This is a genomic window from Vibrio sp. 378 (assembly GCF_033339435.1).
Genome location: NZ_JAWOUO010000001.1, coordinates 111,623 through 126,714, shown reverse-complemented (window position 1 = coordinate 126,714; position 15,092 = coordinate 111,623). Strand labels below are relative to the sequence as shown.

Below are 15,092 nucleotides of genomic sequence, written 5' to 3'. Positions count from 1 at the left end.
CATGGCAAGCGCAGTATCGCAGCGAATTCAACAATTTGTTCGCTCTATATCTGAGGATATTAAGCTTTATCAACAACTGCTTCCTTTGCTTCAGCAGCAAAAGGTATTGTACTTAAAGTTTGATGGAGAGGCACTGAACGACAATGTTCAGAAACAAATGCCGATACTCAATAAACTCAGCCGCTCCGCCAATGACAGAAGCCAGTGTATGCGAGCGCTGGGGTTAGCGTGTAATGACGCCAGCGTAAAACGAATTTTCAATGCTTTGCCTGCCCAAATAGGTATGCAAGCTAGAAAACAATGGGCGCTATTGGAAACGTTGGTAAGTCAGTGCCAACAATACAATCAGAGCAATGGCCACAGCTCTGCGGCGTTCCATGAGTTGGTCAGTCAACTCAAACAACCTGTGCAACACACTTATGAAGATAAATCGTTCTAAACGATGTTCGTCTTGCCTACAGATTCAGTCGCCATCTCGGCTGAGTACTGTAGGCCTTTTTATTTTTATTGCCTTTCTGTCCTACCTTCCAATCACATGCCAGGCAAAACCAAATGCTGTCGATATTCAAACGCAGTATCAAGTATTAGCACCATACAAGCCACAAATTGCCAAGCGTCTCGATTCATCCAAACCGGTAATTAACCACATTTTCAAACAGCTTCAAAACCACTCATTACCAAATAGCCTAGCCTTAGTGCCAATGTTAGAATCTTCTTACAACCCCAAAGCCGTTTCTCACGCTAACGCCGCCGGACTTTGGCAATTGATACCAACCACAGCGAAACGATTCGGATTAACGATAAATACAAAACAAGACGATCGCTTTGACACAGAAGCCAGCACAACGGCCGCGCTCAAGTACCTGGCGTTTTTATACAACAAATTCGATCAAAATATGGCTCTCACTTTAGCTGCATACAATGCCGGAGAAGGACGTGTTGCACGTGCTATTCAGCGAGCAGGAAGTCGAGATTTCCAACAACTCACGCTGCCTAACGAGACTCGCCAATATGTCAGCCGCTTCTATGCATTGGAAAAGTTGATAGATATCGGTCAGTTACAATCCTCATCATTCCAACCTTTACTCTTATTTGCTCCAGACGCTCCTATGATTTCACAACCGCTGGTCGACTTTAGCCGACTGCCTCCGCTAGTTAATTTGTGATAAAAGCTACGACAGAGCTCAATGTCAGAGAAACGTAAAATTACAAGATCCTGTTCGGCGAATTTGAAAACTCGTGATCTCTATGCAAACGTGTGCAAAAAAGTTGAGGTAAGGTATCTCAAAGATAAGAAAGAGTAGTGGTTTACTAAAAAGCGCCCCAATTGCGCTTGGCAATTGGGTAGATATGCGTCACATTGCGTTTGCAAAAAAACATGAAAACCAATGGTCAGACCTAATAATTATTTACACACTAAATGTAAAACAGCTATTGTTTTCATAGTTCGAAACAAATCTAACATATCAAGATGACGCTTCGCTTGCGCGTCTGGAATAAGTCCGGGTTCCGGGGGGGAGTCCGGACTTTTTTATTGCTCTAAAATCTTTGCCCACAATAGAGCCAACAGAAGCTAAGTCGTAATGATGCAAACTAACTGTTTATAGTAATTCTTTAGAAATCAACTGAAGTAAAAACGTTTCGCGCTCAATGCTCATGCCTTTTTTCGGGCTTTCTGCCATCGTTTTTTCATTGTGTGCAATTGCTTCGTGTATGTTCATCCATACCGGGCGCATTCCATTTTTAACTTCGTAATCTTCATACGCCGTTTCGCCTAGCTCACGTTCGATTTTACATGTATAACAATACGACACCATGTGCATCACGTCAGCGTCATCCTTGTACCACGGACGAAACTCCTCAAAGATTCCGAAAGGCTTAATACCATGTATATTTTGGGCGCCCGTTTCTTCCTCTAATTCACGGACTAATCCAGCAATGACATCTTCACCATCATCAATACCACCGCCTGGTAGCGTGTAGTCATGGTAACGTTCTGTATAGAGCAACAGCACATCTTCACCATCAAGTACAATGGCTCGCGCTGCATTGCGCTGAAAAACAATTTTGTCATCCAAATGCTCTATGTCTGGATGAACGGTCGATTTTAAATGTCTCATCGAAAATACCACGGTCAATGTTTTGTGCGCATATTACCGAATTTCACACTTTAAATCATTGTTGTAGGCCAGGTACGTTCGAGCGCTTGTCAGGAAGTGATTGATATGACCTTCACAACAATACGCCAAGAACAGAAGTGTGACGTGCTAATCAGCAATAAATGAGAATATCTAAATTCTTATACGTCCCTCTTACTTTTAACATCGATAAGACAATAATCTCTTAAAGTTGCCTATAATCAATACAATACTCGCCCACCCCATGCGGAGATAAAGAATGAAAAAGACAAATTTAATGATGGCTATGGCTGCAACATTGGTACTGGCTGGTTGTTCAACTTACGAGGGAGCGACCCGATCAACTGAGTATACCTCCGTTGCAAATCCCGCAGCCGTATACTGTGTTCAGCAAGGTGGTGAGCTGGATACCGTGTCGGAAAACGGCGAACGTGTCACTTACTGTGTGCTGTCGGACAATGAACGCGTCGAGCAATGGGAATACTATCGCGAGAATCACAAAGAAAATGAGGGTGACAACTACTAATTATTTTTATCGATACGTCACCTTCCCTCTATCACTTAGGAGCCTTTGGGCTCCTTTTTTATTTGATTTATCAAAGTGTTCTTACGTTGTTTTTACATATCTCTGACTTTACCGCACATCGACCCTATATCGAACAGTGTTCTATTCTTGACATTCCCCTGACATAACTTTCCACTTGGACAATAAAATTCCAAACACAGATCACACTAATTCACATTTCTTCCACATTTTCTGGGACAGGTGAGCAAGATGAAAACACAAATAGTAAAAGAAGCCGAGTCAGCCCCAAGCAACGTTGTTACTGAAAAATCAAAGCGCATTATTTATAAATCGAGTTTAAACGCCTTGATGATTGTCGCTATAAGTATTCTCGTTAACCTTAGTCTTCGTCTTGATTATGTCGTGTTGGGATCAAGCCTTGGCGAGCTTTCCGTTACAGAAACGCTCCAGCTTGTGATGCTTGCTATTGCATCATGGTCGTTTTTCAGCTTATCGAAACAACAGCCTCAGCTAAAGCATGCGGCTATTTTGATTGCAGGATTTTTTGCAGTACTGATTATTCGCGAAACGGACTATTGGACAGACATGATTCATCATGGCTCTTGGGTTTTCCCAGCACTTGCTGTCACCGCACTGGCTTGCGCCAAAGCCTACCAAGGTGGTAAAGGTACCATGAACGAAATGGCGACTATTTTAACGGTGCCACATATGAAGCTATTAGTTGGTGCTGTAATGCTATTATTAGTCTTCTCTCGTTTGTATGGTATGGGTAGTTTTTGGCAACAAGTGATGGACGAAAATTACATCCGTGATGTTAAAAATATCTCAGAAGAAGGTATAGAACTGCTTTGCTACTGTTTGATCGCATTAAGCGCCGTCCGCACAAAACGCGAGCTTAATGAATAGACTCTGGGTCAAAGCGACGGTTCAATGCCGTCAGTATCGGATGGAAGATACTTAATGCCTTTTCCGCAGCACCTACAGATTCATCCAAGGCCGTCATTTCGACGGCCTTTTTCATTTCTTCAATATGTTGCAAAGCCTCTTTATCGAGCGGGAAAGAGAGCAATTTGTGAATAGCATCTCTTGCGATCATAAGTGGCTTTTTTCGGACAATTGATAAATCTCGGAAAAATACGCCATGCTTGACCCCTTCTAAATAAACTCGGTAGGTTGTGAGTTCATCGAGTAGCAAGAATGTCTCCGCTATAAGCCCCTTATGTGGGTATGGCACGCTAATATGTTTGCTGATATCCAGTGGAATATTGAGTGTCACCCCCATGGATTCGCAATCGGATTTAAGTACTCGTAATAAGCCTTGCTCATCCATCAAATTCTGGATATCAATGATTCGTTCGAGGTGGTAGTCATTAGATAGCAAGATAACCTTAACCGGATGCCCCGACCATAACTCGAACAACCCACTTTTGCACAAAACTTGGGAAACATAACGCATGTTTTGAAACGTGTTCAACGACTCCGTTTCTAAGAGTATATGACGTTCAGGGAACGGATTCACAGAGTCTGCGTTTAGGGCTCTAAAATACGCGTACATCGCCTCTGCTTCAGAAACGCTTTGTCCTTGCGTTACTCCGCCACAAAAAACAATCACCGTTCGCTCTATCGGTAGTGATGCAGTCCTACAAGACAAAGCTTCGACTCTGGTTATGCCCTCAGAGGTCAACCTGTTATTGACGAGGCGTTTACCTAAAACGATGACGATGTTGTCTAACTTCATTTTAAAATCTCGCGCTTAGTTGGCAGTGTTACAAAAATCTTCTTTCACTCCCGACCCACAAGCTTTAACATCTAGTTAACAACACTGTTCTAGAGACCTTTATAAAGGTTCACTGCTAAAGGAAGTCAATTATGCTGTCGATTTTCGATATATTTAAAATTGGTGTCGGGCCATCCAGCTCCCACACTAATGGTCCTATGCTTGCCGGATTCCATTTCACTCAGCTAGTTAGCGACTCTATGGCGAAAGTGCATCGGGTGCAAGTGGACCTTTATGGCTCATTGTCACTGACAGGTCGAGGGCACCATACAGACCGAGCCACGGTCCTTGGTTTGATGGGAAATAAACCTGATACCATCAAAATGAGCAGTGCCAAAAGTGCGCTACAAAATACCATAGACAATAATACGCTCATGCTCGCCGGTACACACCAAATTGAGTTTAGCTACGACCATGACATCGTCTTTCATAGCGACAACCTTCCCTTGCATGAAAATGGCATGACGATTACGGCATTAGACGCTGCTGGAGATCAAGTAGCGTTTGAAATTTATTACTCCATTGGGGGCGGATTCATCGCCACCGCCGACGAACTAGAGAACGGCACGCAACAAGATGAGGTCGCAGTACCATTTCCGTTTACATCCGCAGATGAGATGCTGGAAAAAGCCGAGACGAACGGTTTCAGCTTGGGAGGCATGATCCTCCAAAACGAACTCGCATTTCGCTCAGACGAAGAAATTAACCAAAGAGCAGAGCAAATTTGGAAAGTGATGTCGCTCTGCATGCAACGTGGCTTCGATACGGAAGGGATTTTGGAAGGTGGTCTAAATGTCACTCGTCGAGCACCAAACCTTTTGAAAAAGCTCGAAGCCAACGCTGCAGTTGAAAACGATCCGATGGAGATCATGGATTGGATCAATCTCTTCGCCTTTGCGGTTAGTGAAGAAAATGCAGCAGGAGGGCAAGTCGTCACTTCTCCAACGAATGGTGCAGCAGGGGTGATTCCGGCGGTATTGATGTACTACCATCGCTTCATCAAAGAGCTCGATGTTAAACAGCTAAAAGACTTTCTCGCAGTCGCCGGCGCTATCGGCATCTTATATAAAACTAACGCGTCAATTTCTGGTGCAGAAGTGGGGTGTCAGGGAGAAGTTGGGGTTTCTTCATCCATGGCTGCCGCTGGCTTAACAGCGCTAAGAGGGGGCAGTAACGAGCAGATTTGTATTGCTGCGGAAATTGCGATGGAGCATTCATTGGGTATGACTTGTGACCCGATTGGCGGCTTGGTTCAAGTACCTTGTATTGAAAGAAATGCCATGGGAGCAATGAAAGCGATTAATGCATCGCGTATGGCATTAAAGCGCACAAGTAAATGTTTAATTTCGTTAGATAAAGTTATCGAAACCATGTATCAGACTGGTAAAGATATGAATAAAAAATACCGTGAAACCTCTTTGGGGGGCTTAGCTGTCATTCATATGGCACCGCCATGCGAATAATGGCAGGTGGTCATTGCGCTTAGCTTCTCACCATACGCTTATCTGGTAATTATGATCTGATGATATTACATATAGAAATGCCGCGTTCTTCGCGGCATTTTCTTAACAAGAAACTATTCGATTAATCACGTCGACCACGAAGTTCAATTTTTTGAGTTGCAGCATCCGAATGGATTGTTACACCGCCATAGGCCATTTCATTGCGACCCTTCAGCGTCAATTGAGAATCTGCACGCTCTACGTCAACCTGATTTTTCGTTGCCATCGTCATATCAATCGTGCCCGTGTATGACCCATCGCCAGCAAATGCTACGTTTGTTGAGCAAACCATCAAAACAAGTGCGATTAGTTTTTTCATACATCACCTCTATTATCGTTCTTACTTTCTGTCGGTGGAAAAACTGTAACAACAGAAACGCGCTCATACGAGGAAAGCCATTATTTACCAAATGGAAATCCATGCTAATAAACTGATGTAACCAAGAATAACTTATCGTTACCTTCAATAAATCAGGGATAAGGCAGCGACTTAAATTGACCGAGCGTTGTCTTTTCTTAAGAAATTCAGCGATATGATTTGTCGACAAAAGCCAAGCGAGACAATGTATGAGCGTTAATCTGGATATTCAAAATATTTTGGTATTAAAACGGATGTATGAGTTACGTAACGTCCGGTTAGTCGCAGAATCACTCGGTAAAACGTCAGGAGCAATCAGCAAAAATCTGACTAAGATGAAAACTCAGCTCAATGATCCGCTATTCGTTCAGACCAAAAATGGCTTTGAACCAACAGCTTTTGTGGAAGCGAACATTGCGCATTTTGAGCAAATAATCAACAGTATTGATTCCATCAAACCACAGCATTTTTCACCAGCTCATTTTGACGGTTCAATCACTATTTATGCCAACACATTGTTTTGGGAGTACTTCGGTGACAAGTTTTACTTGGAGTTACTAAAGCACGCCCCAAACGCAAAATTCTCATGTTTGCGCTGGGGTAGCGAAGCAAAAAAACGATTAATTAACGGTGAAAACGCCATTGCGATTCATTACTTTGATGAAGATCTGCCACAGTCAATTGTTCAGACCGAACTAGGGCGAGGAAAAGCGGTATTTTTTGTTCGAGAAGATCATCCCGCTCAAAACTCCCAAGAGCTAGAAGAGTACCCTTTCATACTTTTTAAAACGCCGGGATGGAACGACTACCGATACCCTGTGTTGGAAAGGCTCAAACATATGGGTTTTAGAGCCACACCTAAAGTGGAAATTGAGCATCCAGCGATGATTCAAAAAGTGCTTCTGCAAACGAATCATTTTGGCATAACGATGAGTGGACATGTTCCTAAGGGTTGCCGAAGTATCGCGCTTCCTGCTGGGCTAGAGCTTGATGTTCGCTACGTGATGAGCTGCCGTCGCTCTCAACAGCAAGATCCGGTAAATCAGTGGTTATTAGATGTCATTAAGCATGTCGCTCAGTCCTAGACTGATGACTTGCTACTGCTAATAATAGCCAAACCACACATGCGCTCTACTCACTAGCTGAACGAACATTAAAGACTCTGTATTAACCATTGAGCAAAGGTGTTTACGTGTGATTTTTCGGATGCTCGAACCACCATATAATGTGCACCAGAACTTGGCATATGCCAAGTTCCAACCTGGACTAATACGCCCTGTTGCAGCTCATCCTCAACAAGAAAGTCTCTTACCAGCAACACGCCAAGTTGATTAATCGCAGCATGAATAGCAAGCAATGAGTGTTCAAACTCGGCGACGACTTTGCTCACCTTCCCTTGATAACCTTGGTGCGTAAGCCACTCTTGCCAAGATTCATGATAACCGCTAGTACAGATTTTAGGCGCTTTAGCTAACTGCAAGAGGTCATTTATCGGGTTTAAATGCATAAAGCCCGGGCTTGCGACAACGATCCAGTTTTCTTGGGTTAATCGTATGGCTTCTTGCTCTTGCCAATCTCCATCTCCGTTAATAATTTCGATATCCGCAATCGCACTGGCGTTTGGAACTGTATTAGCAGTGGTCGAGATTTTAAAGGAAATGTCTGGGAATTGTCGCTGAAAATCAGCCAATCTTGGCATTAACCATTGAGAGCAAAAGCTGTGAGCGACATGTAAGTTAACTTGCGTATTCTTGGGACGAGTAAATAAATGCTGCGTCGTGGTCGATAATGTTTGAAGCACATGATTAACCACTGGCCAGTATTCTTGCGCGGAGCAGGTCAGCGTAAGGTGAGTGCCCTTACGCTCGAATAATGTTGCATTTAACTGCAGTTCTAGCGATTTCACCTGTTGGCTTACGGCCGCACGAGTCACATTTAGCTCCTCTGCGGCTTTTGTAAAACTCTGTAGTCGCGCCGTGGCTTCAAAAGCTCGGAGCAAATTGAGCGGTGGTAAACTTTGCATATCATTCTCCCAAACACTTGGCTGTCATGCTATGAACTGGTGATGACAAATTGATGAAGGTGCTGAGTTTACGTATGTTGAGCACATGTCAAAGCGTCCCGATATAACTATGTTTCTACACAACTACTTAGTTAGTTAAGCGGGATCAAAAAAGCCAGCGTGATACACGCTGGCTTTTGGAACTTTATCTTAAGCAGGAATTATTCTGCTTTTTCAGTTGTTTGGTATTCAAACGCAGGAACAACCACTTCAACACGACGGTTCATTTGACGACCTTGACGTGTCTCGTTGCTTGCCACTGGGTTAGCTTCACCCATGCCTTTCACTGTCATACGCTCAGCCGCAATACCTTTTGCTTGGAACTCGTCAGCAACGGCTTTCGCACGTTTTTCTGTGAGTTGCTTGTTGTAAGCAGCAGAACCTGTCGTATCGCTGTAACCCGTGATCTCAACTTGAGCTTGTGGGTAAGTATTCATCAAATCAACGGTACCAGAAAGGTTCGACGTGTCTTTCACTTCTGCACTTTCTAAGTCGAATTGTACTGTCGCTGTTGTTTGAGCAGGGTAAACGTGATCTACAATGCGTGTTGCAGGACGTGCTTCTACCACCTCTTCAACGGCTTTTTCTTGAACGACAGGCTCAGAACCAAACTTGTAGTTGAAACCGATACCGAAGAAATCTGAATCCATGTCTTCAATTACATCATCAGACATATCTTGGTAGCGTTGGTATTCAGCACGTAGGCTCCAGTTGTAGTTGATTTGGTATTCAGCACCCAGAGAGCCAGTTGGTACGAAATCTTTCTCGTCACCAGCCATCATGTATGCAGCACCAACTTTCGCGAATAGATTCCAAGAATCCGTTAGTGGTAGGTTAAATTTAGGAGCAAGCGTCAATGCCCAAAGATCACCATCAACGGTGTTTAGGCCAGGCTTTTTGAAGTTTGCAGTGAAGTCACCAAGGTAATCAACACCATACTCTGCCGCAACGTACTTGTTGAAGCTGTAGCCTAAGTGCATAGATGCTGCAAAACTGTCGTCGTCACAAGGTTCGTTTAGGTAACACGCATCGTTTAGAGAGTTGTAACCTACTTTACCGCCCATGTAAGTGTCAGCAAGTGCAACGTTTGAGAGCACACCACCAGCAAGTACAGTAGCCACTGCTATAGCGATTTTTTTCATTATTCTTTTCCTTTTTCTTGTACACAAAGCAACACATCGCGGCAGCATACTGCCGTAAAATATGAAGCCGTAACTTTCTCTTTTCTTCGAATAGAAATAGCTAAATAGCGTAGGAAAGAATCAAAAATGATATTCAAACGCCAATGACGTAAAACGGAAAAAGGTAACCTCAAGACCATCTATTCATGAGCTTCATCCGCATACCCAACCGAAAAATAAAGTTCGTTGCGTTGGTTTAGCCATAGTCAATTCGTTGCGGAGAATATCACAAAGAAGCCAACTTTCTGTGACGCAAATCACCATAAAAAGCCACTTTCTCAAATTTAAGAATCATCATTTAAGCTTGTGAATGGCAACAAATTTTTACAGGGGAGCGTGGTTCTGGAGAGCACAAAAAAACAGCTCATTTAAATGAGCTGTTTTCGAAATAATGAAAAAGCGTTAACTCGTCGAGCTAAATTTTATCCGCTACGGTTAACGTTGCAGCTAATACATCTTGCCCAAACAAAACACTACGCTCAGGAGACCAACCGTAAAGTGGATCTGGGTGATTGTTGTTATCTTTAAATGGCATTTCGATTGTGTAAGACAAGCATTTGAACTGCTCTGCAACCCAATTTGAACCGACCGTCAAATTCGCTTTACCAGGCTCATCTTTATCGTAACCAATCTCATCTTGGAACTCTGGCGTAATAGTCAGTAACGCTTGCTTAAATGATGTCTCTAAAGCGGCAAGATTTTCATCGTAAGAAGGAATACCTTCTGAGCCAGCGACGAAGTTATACGGAATCGCTTCATCGCCATGAATATCTAAAAACATGTCAACACCCGTTTCCAGCATGCGCTGACGCACAAGGTAGACTTCTGGGCTCTTTTCCATTGATGGCGTTTGCCATTCACGATTTAGGTTTACGCCTACTGCGTTGGTACGCAAGTGACCGCGAATACCACCGTCTGGGTTCATGTTTGGTACGACGTAAAGCACCGCTTTTTCAAGCAATGCACGCGCAACCATGTCGTTTTCATCTAACAGACGTTGGATCATACCTTCCATGAACCATTCCGCCATTGTCTCACCTGGGTGCTGACGTGCAATCATCCAGATTTTCTTTTTACCTTCTTCTGGCTCACCGAAAGTAAGCAAGCTCATGTCGTTGCCGTCTAATGTGTGGCCTAGTGTTTCAAGTTGGCAGTGGTGCGCGCTTTGTGCCATGTGTAACAAGTCTAAATGGCGATCGTACGTGTATGGCGCAAAGTACGCGAAGTAAATTGAGCTGCGCTCAGGGATTACAGTGAAAGTCAGCGTGTCGCCATCGAACTCTGCCGGTACTCGGAACCATTCTTCACGATCGTAAGACGCAACCACATCGTAACCTTGCCATCCTTCTGGATAAGCCGATTTAGCCAAATCAAGCAATTTGATGGTGTGCGATTGCTCAGCTTCTGTCTCAAGACGGAAGTGGAACCACTGGTAGAATTCCGACATATTGTCGTTAGGAATTTTGAGTTGGATGTCGTTTTTGTCGTCCGCTTTCACTAAGTGAATGCTGCCGCTATCGAAGTTGCTGAATACTTTCATTTTATGACTCACCTTTTAAATCTGAGCTTGAAAGACAGAGGCTAACACAAGGCTTCATCGCGCCCCAATGACTTTCACTGCAAACTGTCTCGTTTGTGGCTAAAGTCTTCAGTTTAGTCAAGCTTATCCGCTTTGCCTGCTGGTCCTGCAAGTTTTGCTAGCCACTTATCCCAGACAAACGGCGTTTTCTCGTTATCTTCTGCTTCCTCTTTTCGACGTACCGCGTTGCGCACTATCATAGCCCCAGTCCAGCGAAGCGGTTCTGGAGGGAAATACCCCAACGGTCCTTTGGCTAAACCACTGTTCGTCCACTCGTTATCGATTCCCAATATCAATGAAGATAGGATCTTTCCGCCCATGCGAGTCTGCGCTACACCATTGCCTGAATAACCAAATCCGTAAAAGATATTACTCTGTTTATCTAGCTCGCCGAAAAAAGGGAAACCAGTAGCAGAACGATCAGAGCCCCCCGTCCATGAATAAGCAAACTCCTCTCCTCTCAAATGAGGAAACAACTTATCGAACGACTTGCGCAGTAGACCTTGGTAGCGTGTTGGCTTGTTAAACATTGCGTCAACTTGGTTATTGAAAGAAAACTGATTGCCGCCTTTCCCCAACATCAAACGGCCATCTGGCGTATCTCGGTAATAGTGGACGAAGATACGTGAATCCAACACGCTAAAACCTGCCTGCCAACCAGATAGAGGTAGTGAATCACCAAGCGGCTTGGTGATCACCATGTCGGAAGAAACCACCACGATACTGTTTTTGAACTGTTTAAACTGCTCCACCATCCATGCATTTAATGCCAATACCACCTGCTGCGCTTGAATGTTTCCTTTAGGTGTACAGACAATGGCAGGTTTTCCATAATCTAGACGCGTCATCGGCGTGTTCTCATAAACTTCTACACCCAGATCAATAGCAACACGGCGTAACCCCCTCACTAATAATGCAGGTTGAACGCTGGCTGCAACTGGAGAGTGAAAGCCTTCTATATGTCGAGGTGAACCCGCATTGGCACGCAGTTCCTCCACCGAGCAACGACGCCAACTGTTCACTTCTAATCGCTTTAACTCGTCCACAACTGGCTGCATTCCCCCAGTTTGAGCCTGATTGGTTGCAGTGTAATAAACCCCTTTTAACGATAATTGCGCATCGATGTTGTGCTGCTGACAAAAGTCGTCAATCTCGAGCACTGCTTGTTCCGACTCTTTTACTAACCAAGCAGCATGTTCTTCACCGAATAACCGTTTCAATGTCGGGAACTTGGTAGACCAAGTCAACATACAACCGCCGTTTGCGCCCGATGCACCACTGCCACAAAGGCCTTTTTCAATCACGACTACCTTTTTTTCCGGAGATTGCTGCTTAATCATAATCGCGGTCCAAAGTCCGGTGTATCCGCCACCAACAATCACAACGTCAGTATTAATGTTCTGCTGTAACGGTTGTGGCGTTTCTGGTTGCTCAGCTTCAATTGCCTGCTTGAACCAATATGAATGATGTGTCATCGGGTATCCTCGTTAGTGCGTTACATCCATTTCCGCAAACACTTTACAAACGATGATGACAATCAACGAGCAAGAAAATCTAACGCTGAGCGATAGAAAATGTTGCACTGAGAGTGTGAAAATTTTCGCTTTCGACAAAAACAAAATGGGGAGCTCGTGGCTCCCCAAAACAAACAGCAAAAAATATTAGTGGTAAACAATTCAAGTCCGTCTTACTGGTTAGTATTTACCGGTATCACGCATGCGGTACTCGTATTGAACATTGAGAATAGGCTGGTAAACAACTTGCCCGTCACTTTGCAAGAACTCATTTACCATGACTTTTGAGTCAGTGATAGAAAACGATTGGCGATCAACATACGTTGTAAGGCTCGTAAACTCATCACGGAGTTGTCCAGATGATTTATTTTGGTAGCTTTGGATCATGTCTCGGCCCATTTCATAAGCCGCTTGTTTGCTATCCATTACGTCGCCATGGATAGTTTCGGTATCGTTTGTCCACTGATAACCACCAGCAAGAGCCATAGAAGGTGCAGCAATCAGAGCAATCGTACTTGCTAAAGTTGTTAAGCGTTTCATAAACCTCTCCTTACTTACCTTTACATCGGGCCAAAATTGGCTCGATACTTATAAGGTACGTATAAAGACCTAAAACACGTCAAAACAATTTCAAATAATGTTCAATTTTCGTTCAACTTATTTCACATTAACTTAGCAACTCAACGTCATATTCAGCCGACATTCGCATTTTCTTTCTTTTGAACAATGGGTTTCAACCTGACACTTCCTTACCAAACCATACAATACCTAAGGTCAATTTTCTCTTAGAATTCCAGCAAAAGAACAGTGTTCAAAACCTTACACAAACGTCGGACACAGCAAAAACCACCTCTTTTCAGTCGTGCTTTGCATTCCTCCTTTTCGGGTTCTTCGCTGCTCGTCCGTCGGTTCTTAATTGTCGCTATTGAGCACAAGTTAATCTGGAGTGAAAATGACCGCGAACAAATCCATTTTTTACCATAGCAAATCGATTTACTCAGATGATTATGCTGATGTCTACAAGCCAATTTGGACCTACAGAGCTAAGTTCATCTTACGTGCGCTTTATTACAAACGTGCGTTTAAGCACCTTTCAGACAATATTGAATCGTCATTGTTAGAGTTGCTTTGTACACGTACGCATCGATTTTTAGAGAAGCCGTTTCGTCCGTATATCATCAAAAACAACTCAGCGTTCGATCGTTCTAACTTGGTGGTTGATCACTATAAAACGATTTCAGAACTGTTTTCTAAACAAACAATCGAAGAAATCTACACAGACTCGAAAGGCCTAACATTAGCCTCTTTTGAAATTGACGAAATCCTGTACTCGGTGAGATTAGTATACGAAGCACGTTATCAAAAAGAAGGCGATATGAGCCTAGTGCTGCACAGCGCTGAAGATGGCAACTTCTACACGCTCTCTTTTACGCTCGGTCACATCGAATCTGGACGCAGCATTATGATTGGCGGCTTACAAGGACCGCGAAGCAGTGAAGAAAACAACGCGAAAATTAAAAAGCTAACTCGTAAGCTTTACGGACAGAGACCAAAAAGCTTGATGGTGAGCTTGCTCACTTTGCTCGCACAAATTTGGGAAGTGAACACGATTCTAGCAGTGAAAACGCAGTCCCATACTTACGCAGCTAAGCGCTACAGCAAAGGGCGAATCAAAACAGATTACGATGCACTCTGGCAAGAATTGGGCGGCACCGAATACAATCGTCATTTTTACTCAATTGATGTAAATGCACCCCGTCGAGATATCGAAGGCATGTCGCGCTCTAAGCGTTCGATGTATCGTCGCCGTTATGAATGGCTAGACAACACCAAGATCACTTTCGAACAAATATTAAAAGGCGAGCAAGCTAAAAGCTAAGGAGAAGCGTTCATGCGTTATTCATTCATTACTGCTTTAGTGTTGTCGGCTTTTTCTTTGTCAGCCAATGCAGAAACCAGTGAGCACATCATAGGTACAAACATTGGCTATGGCGATGTGAACTACGATGCTCCGACAAGCAAAGAGTCAGGCGACATGTTCTTAGGTGAAATATATTACCGCTACATGCCAACACATAACTTTGGTATCGAAGCAGGTTATAAAGGCGCGTTTGACGGTATCGGCTCGATACTCGTGAGTCCGATTTCAGAAGTCACCGATACGAGCTTCTCCGGACCTCGCTTGAGTGGCTATGCTAGCTATCCTCTGGGTTCAGGTTTCGAACTGTACGGCAAGGCAGGTGTCACTCTCTACACTCTCGAATACACTTATAAAGTGAACGGTCAGAGCAAGAACATCGAACACTCAAGTGTCGGAGGTGAAGCGGCTGGCGGTATCGGCTGGAGCTATAAACACTTTGGTTTGAATGCAGAATATGTGTACTCAAAAAACAGCGATTTTGACTCTAGCGGCGTGATGTTTGGTGCGCAACTGCGTTTTTAAACAAGGCTTACA

General features: G+C 43.8%; 16 protein-coding genes. 8 read left to right on the top strand and 8 right to left on the bottom strand.

Features of this window, described 5'->3' with window-relative positions:
- Window position 1 precedes the first annotated feature (1 nt).
- Entirely contained in the window at window positions 2-439 is a 438-nt protein-coding gene (gene flgN, locus R7Q48_RS00575; RefSeq protein ID WP_005374018.1) for a flagellar export chaperone FlgN, read from the top strand.
- Entirely contained in the window at window positions 420-1,166 is a 747-nt protein-coding gene (locus R7Q48_RS00570) for a lytic transglycosylase domain-containing protein (RefSeq protein WP_054576173.1), read from the top strand. Before flgN ends, R7Q48_RS00570 begins: the two co-directional genes overlap by 20 nt.
- Before the next feature lie 435 nt (window positions 1,167-1,601).
- Here the strand turns inward: R7Q48_RS00570 and R7Q48_RS00565 are convergent, their stop codons facing one another.
- On the bottom strand, window positions 1,602-2,120 hold the full coding sequence (locus tag R7Q48_RS00565; protein ID WP_005374021.1) for an NUDIX hydrolase: 519 nt from the start codon (window positions 2,118-2,120) through the stop codon (window positions 1,602-1,604).
- A 277-nt stretch (window positions 2,121-2,397) separates the two neighbouring features.
- On the opposite strand from R7Q48_RS00565, the gene R7Q48_RS00560 reads away from it, so the two are divergent.
- Complete coding sequence (locus R7Q48_RS00560) at window positions 2,398-2,664, top strand: DUF333 domain-containing protein (RefSeq protein WP_005374023.1); 267 nt, start codon at window positions 2,398-2,400, stop codon at window positions 2,662-2,664.
- A gap of 249 nt (window positions 2,665-2,913) precedes the next feature.
- A complete protein-coding gene (locus R7Q48_RS00555) occupies window positions 2,914-3,570 on the top strand; it encodes a hypothetical protein (RefSeq protein WP_005374025.1) in 657 nt (218 codons plus the stop codon).
- Here R7Q48_RS00555 and R7Q48_RS00550 read toward each other — a convergent pair.
- A complete protein-coding gene (locus R7Q48_RS00550; protein WP_258650042.1) occupies window positions 3,560-4,402 on the bottom strand; it encodes a YdcF family protein in 843 nt (280 codons plus the stop codon). The two genes, R7Q48_RS00555 and R7Q48_RS00550, sit on opposite strands and share 11 nt — an antisense overlap.
- Window positions 4,403-4,533: 131 nt before the next feature.
- On the opposite strand from R7Q48_RS00550, the gene R7Q48_RS00545 reads away from it, so the two are divergent.
- Window positions 4,534-5,904 (top strand): L-serine ammonia-lyase, encoded by a 1,371-nt coding sequence (locus tag R7Q48_RS00545; protein WP_017819764.1) that lies wholly within the window; start codon window positions 4,534-4,536, stop codon window positions 5,902-5,904.
- A 121-nt stretch (window positions 5,905-6,025) separates the two neighbouring features.
- Here R7Q48_RS00545 and R7Q48_RS00540 read toward each other — a convergent pair whose 3' ends face one another.
- Window positions 6,026-6,262: a hypothetical protein gene (locus R7Q48_RS00540; protein WP_005374030.1), complete on the bottom strand. Its 237-nt coding sequence runs from the start codon at window positions 6,260-6,262 to the stop codon at window positions 6,026-6,028.
- Between the two features lie 248 nt (window positions 6,263-6,510).
- Between R7Q48_RS00540 and R7Q48_RS00535 the strand changes: the two genes are divergently transcribed.
- Window positions 6,511-7,386, top strand: a complete 876-nt coding sequence (locus tag R7Q48_RS00535; protein ID WP_256903319.1) for a LysR family transcriptional regulator — start codon at window positions 6,511-6,513, stop codon at window positions 7,384-7,386.
- A 68-nt stretch (window positions 7,387-7,454) separates the two neighbouring features.
- Here the strand turns inward: R7Q48_RS00535 and R7Q48_RS00530 are convergent, their stop codons facing one another.
- The 5 genes from R7Q48_RS00530 to R7Q48_RS00510 all read right to left on the bottom strand — a co-directional run bounded on the left by R7Q48_RS00530 (window position 7,455) and on the right by R7Q48_RS00510 (window position 13,177).
- Complete coding sequence (locus R7Q48_RS00530) at window positions 7,455-8,324, bottom strand: LysR substrate-binding domain-containing protein (protein WP_256903318.1); 870 nt, start codon at window positions 8,322-8,324, stop codon at window positions 7,455-7,457.
- A gap of 200 nt (window positions 8,325-8,524) precedes the next feature.
- A complete protein-coding gene (locus R7Q48_RS00525; RefSeq protein ID WP_256903317.1) occupies window positions 8,525-9,505 on the bottom strand; it encodes an outer membrane beta-barrel protein in 981 nt (326 codons plus the stop codon).
- 454 nt (window positions 9,506-9,959) lie between these two features.
- On the bottom strand, window positions 9,960-11,084 hold the full coding sequence (locus R7Q48_RS00520) for a M14-type cytosolic carboxypeptidase (RefSeq protein WP_256903316.1): 1,125 nt from the start codon (window positions 11,082-11,084) through the stop codon (window positions 9,960-9,962).
- A 113-nt stretch (window positions 11,085-11,197) separates the two neighbouring features.
- The gene (locus tag R7Q48_RS00515) at window positions 11,198-12,598 is read right to left on the bottom strand and encodes an FAD-dependent oxidoreductase (protein WP_256903315.1); all 1,401 of its coding nucleotides are present in this window, start codon (window positions 12,596-12,598) and stop codon (window positions 11,198-11,200) included.
- A 219-nt stretch (window positions 12,599-12,817) separates the two neighbouring features.
- Window positions 12,818-13,177, bottom strand: a complete 360-nt coding sequence (locus R7Q48_RS00510) for a DUF3316 domain-containing protein (RefSeq protein WP_017819758.1) — start codon at window positions 13,175-13,177, stop codon at window positions 12,818-12,820.
- 412 nt (window positions 13,178-13,589) lie between these two features.
- Here R7Q48_RS00510 and R7Q48_RS00505 point away from each other — a divergent pair, with 412 nt between their 5' ends.
- A complete protein-coding gene (locus R7Q48_RS00505) occupies window positions 13,590-14,516 on the top strand; it encodes a VirK/YbjX family protein (RefSeq protein ID WP_005384371.1) in 927 nt (308 codons plus the stop codon).
- A gap of 12 nt (window positions 14,517-14,528) precedes the next feature.
- The gene (locus R7Q48_RS00500; protein WP_005374044.1) at window positions 14,529-15,080 is read left to right on the top strand and encodes an outer membrane beta-barrel protein; all 552 of its coding nucleotides are present in this window, start codon (window positions 14,529-14,531) and stop codon (window positions 15,078-15,080) included.
- The last annotated feature ends 12 nt before the right edge of the window (window positions 15,081-15,092 follow it).